The sequence below is a fragment of the Candidatus Merdisoma sp. JLR.KK006 genome (genome assembly GCF_036941035.1).
GTDB lineage: Bacteria > Bacillota > Clostridia > Lachnospirales > Lachnospiraceae > Laedolimicola.
Genome location: NZ_JAYMNS010000004.1, coordinates 203,054 through 223,820 on the forward strand (window position 1 = coordinate 203,054; position 20,767 = coordinate 223,820).

The following is a 20,767-nucleotide window of genomic DNA, read 5'->3' on the forward strand; positions in this document are numbered from 1 at the left end:
TTAGAAAGAGGTGTACTGAAAGGCTCTTACGGAACTGGAATCAGTAAGAGCCAGCCAGTGCACAAATCGATTTACAGACACATGCATTTGTGGCTGGAAATTGATTTAGAAAGAGGTGTACTGAAAGGCTCTTACGGAACTGGAATCAGTAAGAGGAGGTGGCAAAAACGAAGAAAAGGCAAGGGCTTTTCGGAAGCAAAAATGCCTGGATATGGTTTCTGCTTCCAAGCGGAATTGGAGTTCTGATCTTTGTATGCCTGCCGTTTCTGGACGTGGTCCGGCGGTCGTTTCTGACCGTCGTGACCCAGGAATGGGTAGGCATTCACAATTATCAGCTTATATTTAAAAACCAGGCATTTCTTCTGGCAGTAAAAAACACCCTGCGCTTTACGGCTGTCTGCCTCCCGATTCTCATCGGTCTGGGACTGTTCCTGGCCGTACAGCTAAGCAGGCTTCAAAAAATACAGTTTTTAAAATCCTGCTTCCTGTTTCCCATGGCTATGCCGGCAGCGGCAATCGTGCTGGTCTGGCGGATGGTATTTTCCGGGCAGGGATTTTTGAACCTGCTGTTAAACAGTCTCCATCTGATACCGGAGAGCGGCCCTGTAGATTACATGAGCACAAAAGCGGCTTTCTGGGTACTGGTATTCAGTTATGTGTGGAAAAATCTCGGCTATACCATTGTGCTCTGGCTGGCCGGAATCTTCTCCATTCCCGCCGATATTCTGGATGCGGCACGGGTGGACGGGGCAAATGAGCGGCAATGCTTCTGGCGGGTAGTATTTCCAAATCTGAAGGGTACCCTCTACACCATTACTGTACTGTCCTTCCTGAATTCTTTTAAGGTATTTCGTGAGGCATATCTGGTAGCGGGCTCCTATCCCCATGAGAGCATGTACCTGCTACAGCACCTCTTCAACAACTGGTTTGTAAACCTGGAGCTGGACAAAATGGCTGCCGCCGCAGTCTGCGTGGGAACGGTGCTGTTTCTATTCATTCTACTGCTGCAGAAATTCTGGGATCAAGACGGAAAGGAGGCATAAGCAAATGCCCATAAAAACCAACAGCCAAAGAGTGCGCTGCAATACATTCTCTTTCGGAACGGGCGGACATCATCTGGTAAGATATATGCAAACGAATATTAGAAAAATCTGTCTGTTCTCACTGGCGATTTTCTTTTTGATGCCGGCGGTTCTGGTGCTGTCGGGAACCATCATCAGCCGTTATGAGCTGGAGCAGTGCCTGGCGCCCTTAACCGCCGGAGCCGGAGAGTTTATTGCATGGAAATTCTTTCCCAGGTATCCCACCTTCGAGCACTACGGCCGCATACTGTTCTACACACCCCAGTTTTTCGTGGTATTCTGGAATTCCATGAAAATCGTAGTTCTGGTACTTGCAGGCCAGCTCCTTTTGGCAGTTCCGGCAGCCTGGGCCTTTGCGGTGTACCGGTTTCGCTTCCGAAATGTACTGTTTACCCTGTATGTGGTATTGATGCTGATGCCTTTCCAGGTAACCATGCTCTCTAATTATCTGGTTCTGGATGGTCTGCACCTCATCAACACCCATGGAGCCATTATCTTTCCGGCCATCTTTTCCACCTTTCCGGTGTTTCTGATATACAGGGGGTTTTGTGCGCTGCCTGAGAGTATTATTGATGCGGCCCGGGTGGACGGAGCCGGCGAATGGACGATTTTCTGGCGGATTGGACTTCCCTTAGCCTCCAACGGCATCCTGTCGGCTATGGTCTTAGGTTTTCTGGAATACTGGAATCTGATGGAGCAGCCTCTTGCATTTCTGGAGGACAAAAGCTTGTGGCCCCTGTCCCTGTATCTGCCGGAAATAAGCCTCGACCAGGCGGGCTATTCCTTTGTGGCATCAGTTATAACTTTGATACCGCCTGTGTTTGTATTTTTGATTGGTCAGGAATATCTGGAGCGGGGCATAGTAGCTTCGGCGTTAAAGGAGTGATTTCTATATGGAATTATGGAAAAAACAGAAAAAAATCGGAATCGCCTTTTGCATCTTTCTAAGCCTGATGTTTTTGTGTACCTTAATATCCCGGGCAGTCTATGCCTCCAAACTTCCCCAGATAACCACAAAGAAACCGGAACGGACAGCACTTATGCACAGAGTAGAGGCAGAGGGGATTGTACAGCAGGGCATGGAATATGCAGTCAACGCCCTAAGCGGCCTGCGCTGCCGAACCGTCCATGCTCATATAGGCGACCGGGTCACCACAGAAACCCTCCTGTTTGAAATCGACATGGAGGACTTGGAAGAACAGATCCGGGATCAGGAAATGACCATTCAAAAGCTGACATTAACCATTCAGGAGCAGGAGCAGAACAAAAGCCTGGCAGCAGGGGAAAAAAAGACAGAACAGAATCGGGCAAAGGAAGACTACGACCGGGCGGCAGAGAGTGCACAGGATAATGTAGATCGGGCAAAGGAAGATTTAAAAAGCGCCCAGGATGCCCTGGAAAACCTGAAACAGAGTCCGGCTGCTGCGACACCGGAGGAAGAACGTGAAAAAGCCTGGGCAGAGTACAACGTATGGGCGGCAAAAGAACAGGAGCTTCAAGGAAATCTCAAGAAAGCACAGGCAGAAAAAGAGAATGCTGATAAAAAAGTTAAAGATCTGGAAGCAGCGGGAGCAAGTGCCGATTCAAAAGAGCTTGAAGAAGCAAAGGCAAGCCTGGAGGAAGCAAAGAAGAATTTGGAAAAAGCAGAGGAAGAATATAATAACCACACATCTACCCCGGTCAATAAGCCAGACTACAGCAGTGAGGACGCAGAAAAAGCAGCCTGGGAGGAAAAAAAGAGCTCCCTGGAAGGCAGCATAGGAGCCGCTGAGCGCAGCCTTTCCGATGCCAGAAAAAGCCGTGACGACACACTCCTGGATGCAAAGCGCCGTCTGGACGATTCGGGGAAAGCTTCTGCTGCCGACAACAGCCTGGCCATCAACCGCTTAGAGCTGTCCGTCCTCAAAGAAAAACTGGAAAAATACCAGGAAGTCCTGCGTACGGGCGGCCGCATTTATCCGGAATCCGACGGAATCGTCACACGAATCCAGGTAAGTCCCGGAGAACGAATCCCTGACGGCGCAGCCATAGTCTACGCAGACCTGGAAAGTCCTCTGGAGTTCCACCTGACCTTAACAAAAGACCAGAAAAAATACGTCAACCAAGGCGATACGGCCACCTTGTCCCTGGGAAAATCCAAAGAATCCGTAACCGTAGATTACGTAGCAGCAAGCGAAGCCAGTCCGGAGCTCTTTGAAGCAATCATTTTCCTCCCGCAGGGAGTAGGAACCCTGGGACAGAGCGGTTTATTTACAACGGAAACCCAGACTGACGTCTTTAATTGCTGCATTCCCTTAGAGGCTCTCTACACAGACCAGAACGGAAGAAACTACATTTATACCCTAAAAGAAAAATCCGGAATCCTGGGCCCGGAGCTGGCCGCCGAAATCGTCTATGTAAATGTCCTGGACCAAAACGACAAATATGCTGCCATAGAAGAAGGAGTTATAGACAGCGAAACCGAGCTCATAGTAAGCACCACAGAGCCCCTGTCAGACCGAACCATAGTGCGTTACAAAGAATAAAAACAGAAGCGGCCATATCTTTCCAGGGTTTACGAAAGAATATGGCCGCAACTTATAAGCTTAATCAGAAACGGATCTTAGGCTTTAGATCACACCATATGCACCGTCAATAATAATATCTGCTCCCGTTGTGTAACCGGCGGATTCGCTGCACAACCAGATAATTGCTCCGCAGAGCTCTTCGGGCTTAGCCATTCTATGTAATGGGAACAGAGGATCCCAGGCAGCCAGCAATTCTGGTTCAACAAAATCCGGGTCAATCGACATTGGAGTGGCAACATAGCCGGGGCTGACTGCATTAACCCGAATGCCCTTATCGGCCCATTCTATAGCAAGGCTTTTGGTCATATGGATTACTCCGGCCTTTGATGCGTTATAGGCAGCCTGCCGCTGAGGAATATTGACAATGTGACCGGATATGGACGCAATATTGATCATACTTCCCTGGGTTCCTTTTTCAATCATAACTCTGGCTCCTTCACGGCAGACAATATATTCACCTGTTAGATTGATATCCAGACATTCCCGCCACTCAGCAACAGAGGCCTCAAAGGCATCCTTGTGGTAGCATACGCCGGCATTATTGATTACGATGTCAAGCTTTCCGTATGTCTCCACGATTTTGTCAATTCCGGCTTTGACACTTGCCTCATCCGTAACGTCGGCAATGATGTCAATTGCCTTTCCGCCCTCTGATTCAATAAGGTTAACCGTTTCCGCTGCTCCGGAGCGGGAGAATATGGCAATATCAGCTCCGGCTCTGGCTAATTCACGGGCAATAACTTGACCGATGCCGCGGCCGCCTCCCGTAACAAGAGCAGCCTTTCCGCTTAGTGAAAATAAGTCCTGTAAATAATTTTGCTTCATATCAAACCCTCCAAATGTATTTATTATATTTAGTTATGCCAATAAGTTCTGTTTTTTCCAGCCCTTTGCAATCTTCAACTGGATTTCTTCCAGTGTGCGGAGCCCGCTGAGAGCATCATAGGCTTCCACACAGCTTGCCCCCTCGCCGGCGGCGAATTGTATACACTGTTCCAGGGGAAATTCTCTTAAGAGGGAGGTGAGAAATGCGGCAATCGTCGTATCGCCTGCGCCTGTACCGGACAGTACACGTTCGGGGACAAAGCTTTGCTCAAAACCTTCACGTTCCGCCCACCCCGGAAGGGAAAAGCCTAATTTCTCTTCGATCCCGGTAAGAACTTTTTCTGAACCTGTTCGATAGTAGAGGCCCGGTGTGCCGCATTTAATTAAAATAATGCCTGCGCCCAATTCCAAAAGCCTGTCACCTAAAGGCTTTACAACCTTATCAATATCCAAAATCAGTGTAAGATCCTGCCCGGCCGCTTTTTTATTCAATTCATAAAACATATCTCGATCCAGCATATAGAGCAGTTCCTCCACGCTGGGAGCAAAAATATCGGTATAGGGAATAACATTCTCCAGAATTTTTTCCCAATTTGCCTGCCCAACCGGTGCCAGAGGATCGATGGCTGCCATATCCAGAGAAGTTACAGGTCCGGCCTCGGAGACATTTTTAAAAATTTGAATTAATTCACTGCCTTCATTTTCATACATTTTTTGCATAAGAGGAAGATATCCAAAATGAAACAGACTTGCATTTTGAATACTCTCCATATTCAGATCATCAAATACAAATGTGTCATTCGTTCCCGGACTGTGAAGAAAGGTTCGATCGTGCCCTGGTGATGCCAGAACAATGGAATAGGAGGTATTGGTATCATTGCACCAGCTTATATTGGCTTTTACACCATAGCTTTTTAGTTTGTCCGAAACCATATGGCCCAAGTCATCCATCGCTAACTTTCCCATTAACTCCACATTTGCTCCCAGATAGTTCATGGCAACGCCGGTATTGGCAACAACACCGCCGGTAGAAAAGCGGACGCCTTTTACATTGGTCAGTTTGCCTGGCTGCATAATATTAGCCAGATCCTCGCTGAAATCGGCAGGAAATTCCGGTGTAATATCTACACACAGATGTCCGGCTACAATTGCTTTTCTTTCATTCATAGTGAACTAACCTCTTTCTTTTTTTGACAATATAATGAATTAATTGATTGACAGGATACATATCTAATGGCATACTTTATATAAGTTAAGATAAATAAGTTAATTAAATCATATCAGATAATCAAAAAAAATCAATAGGGAATTGAATTTTTCAAAAAGAAAGGTAGGGGTTTTATGCTTCAGCAAGTGATGACAGCTCCGGGAGAGATTATATTCCGTGAAATACCGATGCCTGTGGCGGGGAAGGGACAAATAGTTATAAAAATTATGAAAATAGGAATATGCGGTTCGGATATTCATGTCTATCATGGAAAACATCCGTTTACAAAATATCCAGTTACACAGGGGCATGAAGTATCCGGTGTGATTCACGAGATTGGAGAAGGTGCAGAAGGATTTTCGGTGGGGCAGAAAGTGACCGTACAGCCGCAGATTTTCTGCGGCAAGTGTTATCCGTGTACCCATGGAAAGTACAATCTGTGCGAGAGCCTGAAGGTAATGGGGTTTCAGGATGTGGGAATGGCTTCTCATTATTTTGCGGTGGACGCAAGTAAGGTAACTCTGCTGCCGAAGCATATGGACTTTGACGAGGGAGCTATGATTGAGCCCGCAGCGGTAGCTTGCCATGCGGTATGCCGTGCGGGGGATGTCAAAGGATTGAAAATTGCGGTCCTTGGTGCAGGTCCCATTGGTAATCTGGTGGCGCAGACAGCGAAGGCTATGGGAGCTGAAAGCGTTATGATTACGGATGTCAGTGAGATCCGTTTGAAAAAAGCAGCAGAATGTGGTATAAATTATACAGTAAATACAAAACAGGAAGATTTTGGAGATGCCGTAGTGCGTTGTTTTGGTCCGGATAAAGCGGATATCATTTATGACTGTGCGGGAAATGATGTAACAATGGGTCAGGCCATTAAATATGCGAGAAAAGGGAGCGTCATCATTTTGGTGGCGGTTTATGCGGGAATGGCGAATGTGGATCTGGCAGTTTTAAATGATCATGAGCTTGATTTGAACACAACAATGATGTATCGAAATGAAGATTATCTTAATGCGATTGAACTGGTAAATGAAGGGAAAATACAACTACGGCCGTTGATGAGCAGAACCTTTCCCTTCAAGGAGTATTTACAGGCATACAGATACATCGATGAGAATCGGGAGACCTCTATGAAAATCCTTATCGATGTTCAGAACTGATAAGGAGTAATTAATGTAATGGCGAAGTATCTAAGCGTTCATAAAAAATATATTGGGAATATGAATAAACGCAATGTATTAAATTGCATTCGGGAGAATCAGCCAATTAACCGCTCCGCAATTGCGCAGATGGTAGGGCTTAGTACGCCGGCGGTTATGGCGATTACCGAAGAGCTCTTGAAGATGAAGATTATCTGCTCTGCCGGAAAAGGCGGTTCCGGTGTGGGAAAGCATCCGGAGCTGCTTAGTGTACGGGGAGATCATTTCCGATATATTGGAGTGGATGTGGGGCGGGTCAATTCCCGTGTAGTGATTACCGGACAGGATGGCGAGATACTGGCCAGCAGCAAGTGCCCTACAAAAGGAATTGAAGAGCCTTTGCACTATCTGGACAGCTTAAGTGAACAGATTAAAAGAACAATAAAGCAGACGGATATTGATTGGGAAACAATTGTAGGAGTCTGTGTAGCTATGCCGGGGCTGATAGAGGAAGAAACGGGGACGGTTATTTTTTCTCCGGATTTTGGCTGGAAGGATATTCCGCTGCAGAAATTAATGCAGGAACGATTGGAACCTTTACAGGTCATGGTAGAGAATGCAAACCGGGCACAGGCCAGGTGGGAGACACGTCCGGAGCGGAAAAACAAGGAGTCTACAATATTCTGTATTGGTCTTGGCTATGGAATTGGTTCGGCAATTATCTCAAATGGTGAGCTGTATTATGGCTCTTCCGGAACGAGCGGTGAGATTGGTCATATTATTGTGAACCCGAATGGCGCAGTTTGTCTGTGCGGCAACAACGGATGTCTGGAGGCGGTTGCCTCCGGCAGAGCAATTGCGGAGCAGGCGAGGCAGATTGTAAAGTTTGGCCATGATACGATTTTGTGCAGACTTTGCGGAGGAGATATTGAATCCATTACGGCAAAAATGGTATTTGAGGCGGCGGCTCTGCAGGATGAGGTTGCCATAAAATTAATTGATCAGGCGGCAAAGTATATTGGAGTTGCATTGGCCACAGCGATTAATATGCTGGATCCGGATACGATTTACTTATGCGGCGGCATGATGAAGAACGGCGATGATTTTCTGGAGAGGATTAAAAAGTATACGAGGGAACGGCAGATGCACTTGGCAGGACGCCATGTTGTGATATGCAGAGGAAGCCGGAATGATTTAAATGTTGCATGCGGAGCCACGCTGATGATTCAGGATTTAGGATGGAAGTTTGAAGCATTGTCTTTCTTGTATTAACTTAGAAAAAAGGAGCGAAAGCTCCTTTTTTTACGGTATTAATTTAAATATATTAAATAAATTGAAAAGATTGATTGTGCATATTGTATAATATTAAAATTTAATTTAGTATAAATATAACAAAAAAATATAAAGTTATTGACAAGGAGCAAGGCAACTGCTATTATCAATATAACTTAAATAACTTAATTTATTCTGCGCAGAGGATAATTGGTAGTGAGACTTATGTTACTTACAAATATGGAGAAGAACAGGAAAAGGAGCAACTTATGAGTAATGCAAATAAAAAGAAATCCTCCAATGCAGGGACAATGCTGAAAAATTTCTTTTTACAGAGCTGGTCCAGTGCGGTTGTTGCGATTGTTTTGCTTATTTTGATCTTTTCGACAACCACAAATTCATTTTTGACACAGTACAACCTTTTTAACTTGTCACGTACTGCGGCTGTGTATGCTTTTATTGCCGGCGCACAGCTTATGGTGGCTGTGATTGGAGGGATGAACCTTTCTGTTGGAGCGGTAGGAGCCTTGTCTTCCATTGTTCTGGGCACCGCAATTCAGGACATGGGGCTTAGCACACCGGTTGCTATAATCTTGACGGTTTTGGTTGGCGCAATCTGCGGTGTGATTAACGGACTTCTGGTGGTGAAATTAAAACTCTCCGGTTTTATTATCACACTGGCTATGTCCTTTATCTACGATGGTATTGCTACCGGTGTTTCACATGGATACGCTTATTCCCTGACAGAGAATTTTACTGCGCTGGGAAGGAGCAGGGTGGGGCCTACTTCGGGATTGTTTATTATAATGATTTTGTTTGTGGTTCTGCTGGCAGTCTTTTTCCGGAATATGCGGTTTGGCCGAAATATTCTGGCTACCGGAGGCAATGAATCTGCGGCTGCCCTGTCAGGTATTCGGGTTGACAGGATCAAAATAGCATGTAATGCCATTTCCTGTATTTTGGCCAGTGTGGCAGCCCTGCTTTGGGCTTCCAGAACCGGCACGGCGGCGTCTTCAACCGGTCAGGATTGGATGCTGTATTCCTTTGCGGTATGTGCGATTGGAGGTATTAGTTTAAATGGCGGTAATTTTACGGCAGTTGGTTTCTTCTGCGGATCATGGATTCTGACGATGATTCGGAACGGCCTTACGATGATGAATGTGGATATTTATTATGAACAGGCCTTTTTGGGAGCGATTATTTTGATAGCGGTTTCTATTGAAAGCTTAAGAACCAGGGTGGCGGAGAAAATGAGATAAGTTCAGACAATGGCGGGAACAAAAATCAGACAGATTCGGCAAATGAAGAAAAGGAGGATTTTATTAATGAAAAAAAGAATTATGGCATTATTTTTAGCAGCGGCGGTAATGGCAGCCGGCCTGATGGGATGCAAAAGCAACAGCAATGAGACGGCGGAGCTGGAAGAGAGTACGGAGGCGCCGGCAGAGGAGACGGAGGAACCTAAGGAAGCAGCCGTGAATGTGGATACTACGGAGGCGTCCGCAAATAATACCTGGAAGCCGGAGAAGGATCCTTCGGAGTATAAGATCTGCTGTTACTGGCCGGCACCGGATACATTTTTTGACAGTTATGTGCTGGAAGGTCTGGAGGCATTTGAGGCTGATTATGGTGTTGATATTGAGTGGGTAGTTGGTACGGAGTGGACTCAGGACGTGGAGAACCAGATGGTAGAAGCGAAAGTTGCGGAAGGATATAACCTGTTCCTGATTTTTGGGGCAGATACCGCAGGGGCAAATGCACTGTACTCTGAGCTGTATGATGCGGGCTGCCAGGTAGTAAATTATGCGGGACTGATGGATGAGCCGCAGAAGTCAGCATCAACACTTGCATCCGATGTATATGTGCAGGCATATAATTCCACTAAAAATCTCATTGAATTAATGGGTGGTGAGGGACAGATTATTAATGTTCTGGAACAGCTAAGCGATGTAAATACCCAGAAGCGGCAACAGGGAGTGGAGGATGCTGTTGCGGAATATGAAAATGTATCAATCGTTCAGACAGTGGCAGATATCTCCACGGTAGATCAAGGCTATGAGAAGATTTCCGATGCATTGACAGCAAACGCCGGAGCGACAGGTATCATTACAACCGGCGGCACGGCGTCACAGGGACTTGCGAATGCCCTGGCCGATTATTATGGAACAAATCAGAATGTACCGCATATCTATGCAGGCTCTATGGATCAGTCCAATGAAGTGATGGAGGCCATTGCACAAGGGCACATTGACTATACGGTAGCACAGAATGGATGGGCTATGGGATATGTATCTTCTTTGATTCTCTGCATGCTGTCCGATGGATGGGAAGCAAATGAGTTCGGACAATTTATTGACACGGGATATCTGTTTATCGATCAGTCCAATTCCGAGACATGGCAGACAGGTATTGAGGAAAATGCGGCGAATTTAATTGCAACATTGGAAACAGATTGGTTTACAAAATAAATTGTTTCAGGTTAACAGAAATTAGTGTCTGAAAATAAGGGGTTGCGCTCCGCCTTATCCGGCTATTTGCGGCAGCCCTGTTCCCGTAATTTGAGAAAAGTGATCAGCCTTTTGGCGGAGGATAAGATATGCTGGAATTGAAAAACATTTCGAAATCGTTTCCCGGCGTAAAAGCCTTGCAGGATATTTCGGTTGATTTTTTAAATGGTGAAATACATGCAATCCTGGGAGAAAACGGAGCCGGTAAAAGCACATTGATGAAAATTATTTGCGGTATATACCAGGCGGATGAGGGGGAAGTTGTTTTAGACGGCGAGACTTTACATCTTCATGGATATGGTGATGCCGTCGAACACCATATCAGTATCGTCAATCAGGAAATTAATCTGATACCAAACAGCAGCATTGCGGAAAATATCTGCCTGGACAAATTGGACAGATTTACAAAGGCAGGATTTGTAGACTGGAAAAAAGTCAATGAGGTAGCCAAAAAATATATGGATATGGTTGGGCTGGAATTTGATCCGGGCACGCCGGTCCGGCATTTGAGTGCCGCTCATAAACAGTTAATACAGATTGCGAAAGCTCTCAGTTCCGAGGCACAGGTTTTAATGCTGGATGAGCCCACGTCAAGCCTGACGCAGTATGAAGCCGATATTCTGTTTGACATTATGCGCAGATTGAAAAAACAGGGTGTGGCAATGATTTTTGTATCCCATAAGCTGGAAGAAGTGCAGGAAATCTGTGATAAGATGACCGTATTTCGGGACGGAAAGCTGGTTGGAACGGAATTGATTGAAAATGTTGATCGTGACAAAATTGTAAAAATGATGATCGGGCGGGAAAGCGTTCTGGCGTATAAAGGCCGTCTGGATGCGGAAAATCATGAAGTGGCTTTGAAAGCAGTTAATATTAACTGCCGAAAATACGGCATCCGAAACATGAGCTTTGAAGTGAAAAAAGGAGAGATTCTTGGCTTATATGGTCTGGTTGGCTCTGGCCGGACGGAATTGATTCGCGGCGTTTTGGGTGTGGAACCAATTGAGTCCGGTGATATTTATGTCTGGGGAGAGAAGGTAAAGCTTACGAGCCTGTCCACAAGCCTGCATAAATATAGGATTGGTTATGTGACAGAAAACCGGAAGGAGGAAGGACTCTTTCTTGACAACACGGTTGAGATGAATATAGGAATGAATTCATTGGAGAAATTTTTTAGGACCAAACTCCCCTTTATCAATCTTCGAATGGAACGCAATAACGCACAGGATTTTGTTGAGCGTCTGGAGATTAAGACACCGAAGCTTGCGACAAAGGCCGGAAGCTTGTCCGGCGGGAATCAGCAGAAGATAAGTATTGCAAAATGGCTTTCGGCGAATTGCGACATTATTGTGATTGACGAACCTACGGTAGGGGTAGATATCGGCGCCAAGGAATATATCCATAATTTGATTTGGAAGCTGGCGAAAGAAGGGCAGAAGGCAGTTGTGCTGATTTCGTCCGATATGAACGAGGTGATATCGCTGTCCAGAAGGATGCTGATTTTCAAGGATCAGGAAATCGTTGCGGAATTAAAGGGGGAAGAATTTTTTGAACAGCCCGGCAATGTGATTTCGGAAAAAATCGGTGAATATTTTGTTTAATATGGATACGGTAAATTTATATAGATAATAAGCGAAAGGAGACGGACATGCAAAGATTTGGCGAGGTTATAAAAGTAAAGCCTGAGAAATATGAGGAATACAGGAAGCTTCATGACAATATCTGGCCGGGAATTGTGGAAAAGACACGTGCAGTTAATATTCAAAATTTTACTATCTTTTACAGAGATGGGTACCTTTTTAAATATTTTGAATATATCGGTGACAATTATGAAGAGGATATGAAAAAGCTGGCTGAAGATGAAGAAAATATCAGGTGGCTGACGCACACGGATCCATGCCAAGAGCCGGTGGACAGCGCAGGCGCTGATGAGTGGTGGGCGTCGATGGAGAATATTTTCCATATATTATGATGTGAACGTATAGAAAACGGAGAAAGAGAGTTGAGATTATGAAAAGATCGGAAGTTAATGCGGCAATTAAATGGGCTATTGAGCTTTTGGATGAGTATAAATTCAAGCTGCCCCGGTTTGCCTATTGGTCAATGGAGGAGTGGGAAGCAAATAAGGATAACATTGATACGCTTCGTGAGGTAATGTCCGGTTGGGATATTACGGATTTTGGAAGCGGAGACTTTGACAAAATCGGAGCCGTTTTGTTTACAATTCGCAATGGGAAACTGGGAAAACCAGAGATTGGTTCCCCATATGCGGAAAAAATTCTTATCTTCAAGGAAGGACAGCGGCTTCCGATTCACTATCATGTGGAAAAGACAGAGGATATCATTAACCGTGGCGGCGGAAGTATGGAGGTCCGCTTTTATAACAGCAATAAAGATGGATCTGTAGACTATGTCAATGATGTTGAGTATTACAGCGATGGCATTCGCTGTGTGGCGAAAGCAGGAGAGCCGGTTGTTATTACAACAGGAAACAGTATCCGCTTAGTTCCCTATGTAAATCATACCTTTGGAGCTAAGGCGGGAGACGGCGCATTGATTTGCGGCGAGGTTTCCAAAGTAAATGACGATAATACGGACAATTATTTTGCGGAACCGACAGCCAGGTTTGCGGATATTGAAGAGGATGAGCCGATTCTCTATCCGCTGTGCAATGAATATGATAAGCTTTTCCCCAAGAGCCCATAGAAAATATTTGTTTCTGCTCTTTTAGGGATTTATATCTTTAGGTGAAGGCTCACGAAAAGCCGGACATTTATATAAGGCAGAGGGAAAAGCGCCCTCTGCCTTATTGCTTCCTGGTTCGGTAAAGCCGTACATGAAAGAGCGTTATTCTTCTGTTTCTTTTGTGTCGTCAGCGTCTTCTGTGCTGTTCCCGGGAGCCGCCGCTTTATCCAGAGCCCGTTCCACCGCATCCAGAATCACAAGAGAAGTATATTGATTTTCCTCCGGATATGTAATATGATCAAGAGACTGAGAAGCAATAATCTGTTCTGCAAGGCTGTCAAGCGCAGGTTCCATCAAAGGATACATAGTAGAAACCATTTCGCTGACATTTACCATCTGGATAGAAGCAATGGAATCTTTATCCACAGTAACAGCAATATCCACAGCATTGCCGTTCAGCATTATGGAAGAAGTATAGACGCCAGGCACATATTTATCAGAAGTATCAGTGGAATCCGGTTTGCTGTCCTTCGGAGCAAACATAAATACCAGAAGAAGGATGAGAATAATACCCAGGGCCACAAAAATGCCGGTATAAATTAACTCCTTCATGCGGAGGACCACAATTTTAGTTTTCGAGCTCAAGGAAAGCCCCTCCTGTACAATTCGATTGCTATAGCTTATGCAAAAAAAAGAGGGAATATGATTGGAAAAGCAGGAAACCGTATAAGAAATAAAGGGATGTATAAACTAGAGAGTTAATATATCAAAACCAGGGCAGAAAGGAGTCAGGGAATATGAAAAAAAACAGCCAGACCGTTATAAAAGAATATCTGATGATAGTGATCGGAACGGGGCTCATAGCCTTTGCCGTAGCTTCCATCTACGATCCTTCCGGTTTTGTCACAGGAGGCTTTTCCGGTCTGGCTATAATTGTGAAACAGCTTACTGAAGATATAGTTCCCGGCGGTGTATCTCTGGCTGTTACGAACTTTGTCTTAAATATCCCTGTATTTCTTATTGCAATCCGCCTAAAGGGGTGGAGGTATATTGTAAAAACAGTCTTTGGAACCGTGATATTATCCATCTGGCTGGCAATTTTACCGGTAATTCCCATAGCAGAAGGCGATTTTCTGCTGACAGCTCTCTATGGAGGCGTGGTGATGGGCATTGGAATTGGCCTTGTATTCTTGAGTCAGGCCACTACGGGCGGTACAGATCTTATAGCAGCCATTATTCAGCATTTCTGGCGGCACTACAGCATAGCGGATATTATGCAGGTAATAGATGCATTCATCGTCCTGGCGGGAGCTTATCTTTTTGGTATCCAGATGGCCCTCTACGCAGTAATATCCATCTACCTGGTATCCAAAGTGTCAGACGGCATTATAGAAGGGCTGAAATTTTCCAAGGCCGCCTTTATCATCACGAAAAAACCGGATGAGCTGTCCCGGATATTGATGGAAGATTTGAGCAGAGGAGTAACAGGCCTTTCCGCAACAGGCATGTATTCCGGAGAAAAGAAAAACATGCTTTTTTGCGTGGTTTCCCGAAAGGAGATTGTGCGCTTAAAAGAGCTGGCCTTAAGTCTTGATCCGGATGCTTTTGTGATAGTGACAGATGTTCGGGAGGTTTTAGGAGAAGGCTTTATCGAGTCCTGATCTTGGAAATGATTTCTTTTGTGAACAATGTATAGGGAAAAAATTGGAATAAAATCCCGGAAAATCGAGGAAATGCATAAATTTTTTTGTATTTCCTCTTTTCTTTTTTGTAATTTTGCATTAATATATAGATTAGGTATTTTTATTTTCACATAAAAAAGGGGTATTTTTATTGGCCATATTGTCGGAGAAATCAGAAGGGCATAATTGGCGATATGCACAAAGAAACTAGCAGAAGGAGCAAGAAAGACTATGATTTCAAACCAGATATTACAGAACACGATTGAGGGGTTGAAGGGGATTACCCGAATTGATCTTTGCATCATTGATACAGAAGGAAAAGTATTGGCCTTCACGTTTCCGGAGGCGGACACCTATACGGGCTCCGTACTGGCATTTATTGATTCTCCGGCGGACAGCCAGGTGATACAGGGATTCCGGTTTTTTAAGGTTTTCGACGAAAACCAGCTGGAGTATATTCTGCTAATCAATGGAGGCAGTGAGGATGCCTACATGATTGGGAAAATAGCGGTTTTTCAGATTCAGAATCTTTTGGTTGCCTATAAGGAGCGCTTTGATAAAGATAACTTTATCAAGAATCTGCTTCTGGACAATCTGCTTTTGGTAGATATTTATAATCGAGCAAAGAAGCTTCATATTCAGGCAGAGGTTCGCCGGGGAGTTTATGTGATTGAGACGGGGAGAGAAAAGGACAGCGCATCTTTGGAAAGTCTGCGGACTCTCTTTGGCACTAAGTCCAAAGATTTCATTACTGCCGTAGATGAGAAAAATATCATCGTAGTTAAGGAACTAGCTGAGAATGAAGGCTATCCGGAGATGTATAAGACAGCTAAAGTAATTAAGGATCTGCTTGCAAACGAGGAAGAAGAGCAGATACATATTGCTTACGGGACCATCGTGGGAGAGATTAAAGAAGTATCACGTTCCTACAAAGAGGCACGTATGGCTTTGGACGTAGGGAAGATCTTCTTTGAAGAGAGGGATATTGTGGCATACAGCACATTGGGAATCGGGCGGCTGATTTATCAGCTTCCCATCCCTCTGTGTAAGATGTTTATCCGAGAGATTTTTGACGGGAAATCCCCGGATGATTTTGATGAAGAAACGCTGACTACTATTAACAAATTTTTTGAAAACAGTCTGAATGTTTCTGAGACCTCCAGACAGCTCTACATTCACCGGAATACACTGGTATACCGCCTGGATAAGCTTCAGAAAAGTACAGGCCTGGATCTTCGGGTATTCGAAGATGCCATTACCTTCAAGATTGCTCTGATGGTTGTGAAGTATATGAAGTACATGGAGACCATAGACTATTAAAGACAGCAAGAGTCCGAGCAGCGCCGAAAAGATTTGCAGATGCACAGGCGGGTGCGGAACTCAAAACAGGAGATTGAAAAGCACTGAGGAGAGAAAAAATGATCGATTTGGAAAATGTGACAAAAGCCTATTCCACAGGCAATCATGCCCTGAACGGCGTCAGCCTGCACATTGATAAGGGCGAATTTGTCTTTATTGTAGGAGACAGCGGATCAGGAAAATCCACCCTGATCAAGCTTTTGCTGAAAGAGCTGGAACCTACATCGGGAACGATTAAAGTAAATGGAATTAACTTAAATAAGATGAAACAGAGGTCCGTTCCCAAATACCGCCGGAAGATTGGAGTGGTGTTTCAGGACTTCCGTCTGCTGAAGGACAGGAATGTATATGAAAACATAGCATTTGCCCAGAGGGTTGTAATTACCCCCTCAAAGACCATTCGTAAAAATGTGCCGGCCATGCTGTCCCTGGTGGGATTGGCCGAGAAGTACAAGTCTTATCCCAAGCAGCTTTCCGGCGGAGAACAGCAGAGAGTGGCTCTGGCCCGGGCTTTGGTAAACAAGCCCAACATTCTTCTGGCGGACGAGCCTACAGGAAATCTGGATCCGAAGAACTCCAAGGAGATTATGAAGCTTCTGGAGACCATCAACGAAAGAGGGACCACCGTTGTGGTAGTAACCCATAATCAGGAGATTGTGGATCAGATGAAGAAGCGAGTGATTGCAATGCATAGAGGCGTCATTATCAGTGACGAGCGTAAAGCTGGGTACATACAACATGCGAATTAGCACCATTGGCTACTGCTTAAAGCAGGGCCTGAAAAATATCTGGAGAAATAAGATGTTTTCTCTGGCTTCCGTTGCAACCATGTCCATCTGTATTTTTCTGTTCGGCCTTTTTTTCTGTGTAGTGCAGAACTTTCAGTATATGGTGAAGGAAGTAGAGAGCGGCGTATCAGTGACGGTGTTTTTTGATGAAGCAGTTTCTTTTGATCAGGCAGCTATGGATGAAATTGGCGCCAAGATTAGGGCAAGAGACGAGGTGGAGGAAGCGGAGTTTGTTTCGGCAGATCAGGCATGGGAAGAATATAAGTATATTTACTTTGCAGAGGCTCCGCAGCTTGCAGACGGATTTGCCAACGACAACCCTTTGGCTAAGCAGGCTCATTATGTGATCCATCTGAAGGATGTGGAGGATCAAAACAGTTTAGTAGAGTATCTGGAGTCTATGGAGGGAATCCGCAAAGTCAATAAATCTGTAGAAGTAGCCAAGATTTTGTCCAGCTTTAATTTGCTGATAGGCTATGTGTCAGTAGCCATTATCATTCTGCTGCTGTGTGTGTCAGTATTTCTGATCAGCAATACAGTAACTATCGGAATTGCGGTTCGGAAGGAAGAAATTGCCATTATGAAGCTTATCGGTGCAACCAATTCCTTTGTGAAAGCTCCCTTTGTAGTGGAGGGACTTCTGATTGGATTGATAGGAGGTGCGATCCCCTTAAGTCTTTTGTATCTGCTCTATACGAGACTTATGAATTATATGGGAGGACAGTTTAATGATCTGGCCGGACTGATCCAATTCCTGCCGGTAGATGTGATGTTTCAAACACTGATTCCTGTGGGGATGGCTCTGGGAGCAGGTATCGGATTTTTCGGAAGCTATCTTACGATTCGGAAGCATTTGAGAGTTTGAAATCGGCAGATAAAGAGGGATACTGAAAGAGATGAAAAGAAAGCATTATATTCATATGCTGCTTTTGGCAGCGATTTTGACAATAACAATCGTTTATTCTGGGAGAGCCCCGGTATGGGCTTCGGAAGCAGAGATTTCCGCTGGAGGTTCAACTTCTGAGAATTCGTCAGGAGGTTCAACTTCCGAGAAAACAACTTCGTCTGGTTCTGCTCAAAAGATAAACACAGATGAATTGGAGAAGAAGAAGGAGGACGCATTAAATAAAATTGAGGATATCAAATCAGATTTAAATCAGATAAAGAAAAATATTGAGCAGTTAGAAGCCGATAAGAACAATCTGAAAAGCTACATTGCCCGCCTGGATCAGGAGGCGGCTTCTCTTTCAGCGCAGATTCAGAAGCTGAATGAAGATATTGAGGCAAAAAAGGAGGAGATTGTTCAGGCGGAGGAAGAACTTGATGAAGCTGAACGGGTGGCAGATCAGCAGTATGAGGATATGAAGCTTCGGATTCAATATCTCTATGAGGCTGGGAACCCTTCTTATCTGGAGATGCTTTTGACTGCTGACAGCATTGGGGACTTTTTGAATAAGTCTGCCTATGTAAAAGAAGTGTCACAATATGATCGAAAGATGATGGATGAATATATCGCTCAAAAGGAGGCGGTTGCCGCAGCAAAGGAAGTTTTGGAATCTGAGGAGGAAGAATTGAACTTGATGGCAGATGCTGCCGAGGAACAGAAGGAAACGGTAGATGCCCTCATTAAGAAAAAGACGGCAGAGATCCAGAGTTACCAAGCTCAGATTGATAGCCAGAACAGTGATGCGGCAGAGTTTCGTGAGGATCTGGAAGAGCAGGAGAAGCTTCTGAATCAGATTGAAGAACAGATTGCAGCAGCGGCTCTTGCCAATGCCAGCATGGACGATGGAGACGGAGGAGCTTCTGGGTTTGTCTGGCCTTGTCCCAGCAGCAGACGGATTACCAGTGAGTTTGGTCCAAGATCACAGCCTGTTCCGGGAGCCTCTACCAATCATAAGGGGATAGACATTGGAGCTTCTCATGGGTCATCCATTGTGGCGGCAGCAGCAGGGAGAGTTACCACGTCAACCTATAGCGGCTCGGCTGGAAATTATATAGTAATTTCTCATGGCAATGGGCTTTCCACGGTATATATGCATTGTTCAGCCCTTTACGTATCGGTAGGCGAAGCAGTTAGTGCCGGACAGAGCATTGCGGCGGTGGGATCGACTGGCTTCTCCACGGGTCCGCATCTGCATTTTGGCGTGATTAAAAATGGAGCTTATGTGAATCCGCACAATTATGTGGGATAGAATAAAAGAAAATAGCGTATAGTTAAATAAGGAAACCAGGGGGGATGCCGCAGAACAAGACACAAGTAAGAAACTTGTTTTGCGACAGCCCCCTTCGGTTGTAGGAGATGAGAACAACATGAATGACAAAAAACAATTGTGGAAAGGAATAGCGATCGGATTTGCTCTGACCTTGATCCTGATCCAGACAGTGATGTTCTGTAATAATTTTCTGAGTGAAAAATCAGAAAAAGAAAAACAGATTAATCTGACAGATGAGCAAATACAGGAAAAGCTCACGGAGATTGAATCTCTGATGAATGAGTATTATTTGGATGAACTGGATTCAGAACAGATAGAAACCTGGCTTTACAAAGGGGCAGTGGCGGGGCTCGGTGATCCTTATGCGGCCTATTATACACAGGAGGAATATCAAAGCCTGCGTGATTCCACCAATGGCAGCTATTGCGGGATTGGCGTGGAAATTTCGCAGAATATTTCCACAGGTATTGTTACAATTACCAGAGTTTTTGAGGATGGGCCGGCAATGGAGGCAGGGATACGCCCGGGAGATATTCTTTATAAGGTGGGGGATGAAGAGGCAACTGGCCAGGACTTAAACATGATTGTTTCTATGATAAAAGGGGAAGAGAATACAGAAGCTCACATTAGTGTTGTTCGGGATGGTGAAGATGATTATTTGGAATTTCAGGTAAAGCGGCGAACGATTGAGATCCAGACGGTTGGGTATGATATGCTGGAGGATCAGATAGGCTATATTTCCATAACTTCTTTTGATGACGTAACAACGGACCAGTTTATGAAGGCTATGGATGATCTGGAGTCTCAGGGACTTGAGGGACTGGTTATTGATCTGCGTAATAACGGAGGCGGTCTTGTTTCCAGTGTGTGCGCAATTTTGGATAGGCTGCTTCCGGAAGGCCTGATTGTTTATACGGAAGATAAATATGGGAACCGTGAGGAAGAAACCTCTGACGCAGAAAATTATTTTGATAAACCGCTGGTGGTCCTGGTAAATGGAAACAGTGCAAGTGCATCAGAAATTTTTGCCGGAGCCATCAAGGATTATGAATTGGGTTCTCTTGTGGGAACTACAACCTATGGAAAAGGGATTGTGCAGAAGATTTATCCTCTAAGTGACGGGACGGCAGTGAAGCTGACAGTTTCCAAATATTATACGCCAAAGGGAAATAATATTCATGGAATAGGTATTGATCCAGACGTGGAGATAGATTTGGATGAGGATTTGAAAAAAGAAGCAGTAGTTACTGTGGGAGAAGATAATCAGGTACAAAAAGCTATAGAAGTGTTGAAAGAAGAAATGAAATAGATGTGACTGTAAGATGAGCCGGAATCCTTAAGATGAGAAAGGATTCCGGCTTATTTTGCTGTTAGTACAAGAATGTTGCAATGTAATGAAAATAAAAAAACAAAACGCTCATAAAATATCGGAATGATT

Annotated in this window: 19 protein-coding genes; 16 read left to right on the forward strand and 3 right to left on the reverse strand. The window is 44.8% G+C overall.

The genetic code is table 11. The annotated features are described in order from the left end of the window. Nucleotides 1–158: 158 nt before the first annotated feature. The 3 genes from VSQ61_RS05385 to VSQ61_RS05395 all read left to right on the forward strand — a co-directional run bounded on the left by VSQ61_RS05385 (nucleotide 159) and on the right by VSQ61_RS05395 (nucleotide 3,607). The gene (locus VSQ61_RS05385; protein ID WP_334343425.1) at nucleotides 159–1,043 is read left to right on the forward strand and encodes a carbohydrate ABC transporter permease; all 885 of its coding nucleotides are present in this window, start codon (nucleotides 159–161) and stop codon (nucleotides 1,041–1,043) included. 85 nt (nucleotides 1,044–1,128) lie between these two features. Then, nucleotides 1,129–1,968: a carbohydrate ABC transporter permease gene (locus VSQ61_RS05390; RefSeq protein ID WP_334343445.1), complete on the forward strand. Its 840-nt coding sequence runs from the start codon at nucleotides 1,129–1,131 to the stop codon at nucleotides 1,966–1,968. 7 nt (nucleotides 1,969–1,975) lie between these two features. Then, nucleotides 1,976–3,607 (forward strand): efflux RND transporter periplasmic adaptor subunit, encoded by a 1,632-nt coding sequence (locus tag VSQ61_RS05395; protein ID WP_334343426.1) that lies wholly within the window; start codon nucleotides 1,976–1,978, stop codon nucleotides 3,605–3,607. Nucleotides 3,608–3,691: 84 nt separating this feature from the next. Here the strand turns inward: VSQ61_RS05395 and VSQ61_RS05400 are convergent, their stop codons facing one another. Beyond that, the gene (locus VSQ61_RS05400) at nucleotides 3,692–4,474 is read right to left on the reverse strand and encodes an SDR family oxidoreductase (RefSeq protein WP_334343427.1); all 783 of its coding nucleotides are present in this window, start codon (nucleotides 4,472–4,474) and stop codon (nucleotides 3,692–3,694) included. A gap of 33 nt (nucleotides 4,475–4,507) precedes the next feature. Next, nucleotides 4,508–5,641: a carbohydrate kinase family protein gene (locus VSQ61_RS05405; RefSeq protein ID WP_334343428.1), complete on the reverse strand. Its 1,134-nt coding sequence runs from the start codon at nucleotides 5,639–5,641 to the stop codon at nucleotides 4,508–4,510. Between the two features lie 174 nt (nucleotides 5,642–5,815). Here VSQ61_RS05405 and VSQ61_RS05410 point away from each other — a divergent pair, with 174 nt between their 5' ends. The 7 genes from VSQ61_RS05410 (at nucleotide 5,816) to VSQ61_RS05440 (ending at nucleotide 13,305) form a co-directional block, all read left to right on the forward strand. Beyond that, the gene (locus tag VSQ61_RS05410) at nucleotides 5,816–6,841 is read left to right on the forward strand and encodes a zinc-dependent alcohol dehydrogenase (protein WP_334343429.1); all 1,026 of its coding nucleotides are present in this window, start codon (nucleotides 5,816–5,818) and stop codon (nucleotides 6,839–6,841) included. Nucleotides 6,842–6,859: 18 nt separating this feature from the next. Further along, nucleotides 6,860–8,092 (forward strand): ROK family transcriptional regulator, encoded by a 1,233-nt coding sequence (locus VSQ61_RS05415; RefSeq protein ID WP_334343430.1) that lies wholly within the window; start codon nucleotides 6,860–6,862, stop codon nucleotides 8,090–8,092. 269 nt (nucleotides 8,093–8,361) lie between these two features. After that, nucleotides 8,362–9,351 carry an ABC transporter permease gene (locus VSQ61_RS05420; RefSeq protein ID WP_334343431.1) on the forward strand — a complete coding sequence of 330 codons (990 nt, stop codon included), beginning with the start codon at nucleotides 8,362–8,364 and terminating at the stop codon, nucleotides 9,349–9,351. Between the two features lie 66 nt (nucleotides 9,352–9,417). Continuing rightward, entirely contained in the window at nucleotides 9,418–10,560 is a 1,143-nt protein-coding gene (locus VSQ61_RS05425; protein ID WP_334343432.1) for a sugar ABC transporter substrate-binding protein, read from the forward strand. Nucleotides 10,561–10,688: 128 nt separating this feature from the next. Beyond that, nucleotides 10,689–12,200 carry a sugar ABC transporter ATP-binding protein gene (locus tag VSQ61_RS05430; RefSeq protein ID WP_334343433.1) on the forward strand — a complete coding sequence of 504 codons (1,512 nt, stop codon included), beginning with the start codon at nucleotides 10,689–10,691 and terminating at the stop codon, nucleotides 12,198–12,200. Between the two features lie 47 nt (nucleotides 12,201–12,247). Further along, nucleotides 12,248–12,571 (forward strand): L-rhamnose mutarotase, encoded by a 324-nt coding sequence (locus tag VSQ61_RS05435; RefSeq protein WP_334343434.1) that lies wholly within the window; start codon nucleotides 12,248–12,250, stop codon nucleotides 12,569–12,571. Nucleotides 12,572–12,609: 38 nt separating this feature from the next. After that, nucleotides 12,610–13,305, forward strand: coding sequence for a D-lyxose/D-mannose family sugar isomerase (locus tag VSQ61_RS05440; RefSeq protein ID WP_334343435.1), 696 nt, complete (start codon nucleotides 12,610–12,612; stop codon nucleotides 13,303–13,305). Between the two features lie 141 nt (nucleotides 13,306–13,446). Here the strand turns inward: VSQ61_RS05440 and VSQ61_RS05445 are convergent, their stop codons facing one another. Continuing rightward, a complete protein-coding gene (locus VSQ61_RS05445) occupies nucleotides 13,447–13,929 on the reverse strand; it encodes an FMN-binding protein (RefSeq protein ID WP_334343436.1) in 483 nt (160 codons plus the stop codon). 152 nt (nucleotides 13,930–14,081) lie between these two features. Here VSQ61_RS05445 and VSQ61_RS05450 point away from each other — a divergent pair, with 152 nt between their 5' ends. The 6 genes from VSQ61_RS05450 (at nucleotide 14,082) to VSQ61_RS05475 (ending at nucleotide 20,638) form a co-directional block, all read left to right on the forward strand. Further along, nucleotides 14,082–14,945, forward strand: a complete 864-nt coding sequence (locus VSQ61_RS05450; protein ID WP_334343437.1) for a YitT family protein — start codon at nucleotides 14,082–14,084, stop codon at nucleotides 14,943–14,945. 252 nt (nucleotides 14,946–15,197) lie between these two features. Next, nucleotides 15,198–16,286: a PucR family transcriptional regulator gene (locus tag VSQ61_RS05455; protein ID WP_334343438.1), complete on the forward strand. Its 1,089-nt coding sequence runs from the start codon at nucleotides 15,198–15,200 to the stop codon at nucleotides 16,284–16,286. A gap of 98 nt (nucleotides 16,287–16,384) precedes the next feature. Beyond that, nucleotides 16,385–17,074, forward strand: coding sequence for a cell division ATP-binding protein FtsE (ftsE, locus tag VSQ61_RS05460; RefSeq protein ID WP_334343439.1), 690 nt, complete (start codon nucleotides 16,385–16,387; stop codon nucleotides 17,072–17,074). Beyond that, nucleotides 17,064–17,978 (forward strand): permease-like cell division protein FtsX, encoded by a 915-nt coding sequence (gene ftsX / locus VSQ61_RS05465; RefSeq protein WP_334343446.1) that lies wholly within the window; start codon nucleotides 17,064–17,066, stop codon nucleotides 17,976–17,978. Before ftsE ends, ftsX begins: the two co-directional genes overlap by 11 nt. 31 nt (nucleotides 17,979–18,009) lie before the next feature. Then, nucleotides 18,010–19,308: a murein hydrolase activator EnvC family protein gene (locus VSQ61_RS05470; RefSeq protein ID WP_334343440.1), complete on the forward strand. Its 1,299-nt coding sequence runs from the start codon at nucleotides 18,010–18,012 to the stop codon at nucleotides 19,306–19,308. A 118-nt stretch (nucleotides 19,309–19,426) separates the two neighbouring features. Next, nucleotides 19,427–20,638 (forward strand): S41 family peptidase, encoded by a 1,212-nt coding sequence (locus tag VSQ61_RS05475; protein ID WP_334343441.1) that lies wholly within the window; start codon nucleotides 19,427–19,429, stop codon nucleotides 20,636–20,638. The last annotated feature ends 129 nt before the right edge of the window (nucleotides 20,639–20,767 follow it).

Bases quoted from the DNA above. Each gene is read 5' to 3' on its own strand.
- VSQ61_RS05415 (WP_334343430.1), top strand. From the start codon at position 6,860: ATGGCGAAGTATCTAAGCGTTCATAAAAAATATATTGGGAATATGAAT.
- VSQ61_RS05435 (WP_334343434.1), top strand. From the start codon at position 12,248: ATGCAAAGATTTGGCGAGGTTATAAAAGTAAAGCCTGAGAAATATGAG.
- ftsX (WP_334343446.1), top strand. From the start codon at position 17,064: ATGCGAATTAGCACCATTGGCTACTGCTTAAAGCAGGGCCTGAAAAAT.
- VSQ61_RS05390 (WP_334343445.1), top strand. From the start codon at position 1,129: ATGCAAACGAATATTAGAAAAATCTGTCTGTTCTCACTGGCGATTTTC.
- VSQ61_RS05425 (WP_334343432.1), top strand. From the start codon at position 9,418: ATGAAAAAAAGAATTATGGCATTATTTTTAGCAGCGGCGGTAATGGCA.
- VSQ61_RS05395 (WP_334343426.1), top strand. From the start codon at position 1,976: ATGGAATTATGGAAAAAACAGAAAAAAATCGGAATCGCCTTTTGCATC.
- VSQ61_RS05440 (WP_334343435.1), top strand. From the start codon at position 12,610: ATGAAAAGATCGGAAGTTAATGCGGCAATTAAATGGGCTATTGAGCTT.
- VSQ61_RS05420 (WP_334343431.1), top strand. From the start codon at position 8,362: ATGAGTAATGCAAATAAAAAGAAATCCTCCAATGCAGGGACAATGCTG.
- VSQ61_RS05430 (WP_334343433.1), top strand. From the start codon at position 10,689: ATGCTGGAATTGAAAAACATTTCGAAATCGTTTCCCGGCGTAAAAGCC.
- VSQ61_RS05475 (WP_334343441.1), top strand. From the start codon at position 19,427: ATGAATGACAAAAAACAATTGTGGAAAGGAATAGCGATCGGATTTGCT.
- VSQ61_RS05410 (WP_334343429.1), top strand. From the start codon at position 5,816: ATGCTTCAGCAAGTGATGACAGCTCCGGGAGAGATTATATTCCGTGAA.
- ftsE (WP_334343439.1), top strand. From the start codon at position 16,385: ATGATCGATTTGGAAAATGTGACAAAAGCCTATTCCACAGGCAATCAT.
- VSQ61_RS05405 (WP_334343428.1), bottom strand. From the start codon at position 5,641: ATGAATGAAAGAAAAGCAATTGTAGCCGGACATCTGTGTGTAGATATT.
- VSQ61_RS05400 (WP_334343427.1), bottom strand. From the start codon at position 4,474: ATGAAGCAAAATTATTTACAGGACTTATTTTCACTAAGCGGAAAGGCT.
- VSQ61_RS05450 (WP_334343437.1), top strand. From the start codon at position 14,082: ATGAAAAAAAACAGCCAGACCGTTATAAAAGAATATCTGATGATAGTG.
- VSQ61_RS05455 (WP_334343438.1), top strand. From the start codon at position 15,198: ATGATTTCAAACCAGATATTACAGAACACGATTGAGGGGTTGAAGGGG.
- VSQ61_RS05470 (WP_334343440.1), top strand. From the start codon at position 18,010: ATGAAAAGAAAGCATTATATTCATATGCTGCTTTTGGCAGCGATTTTG.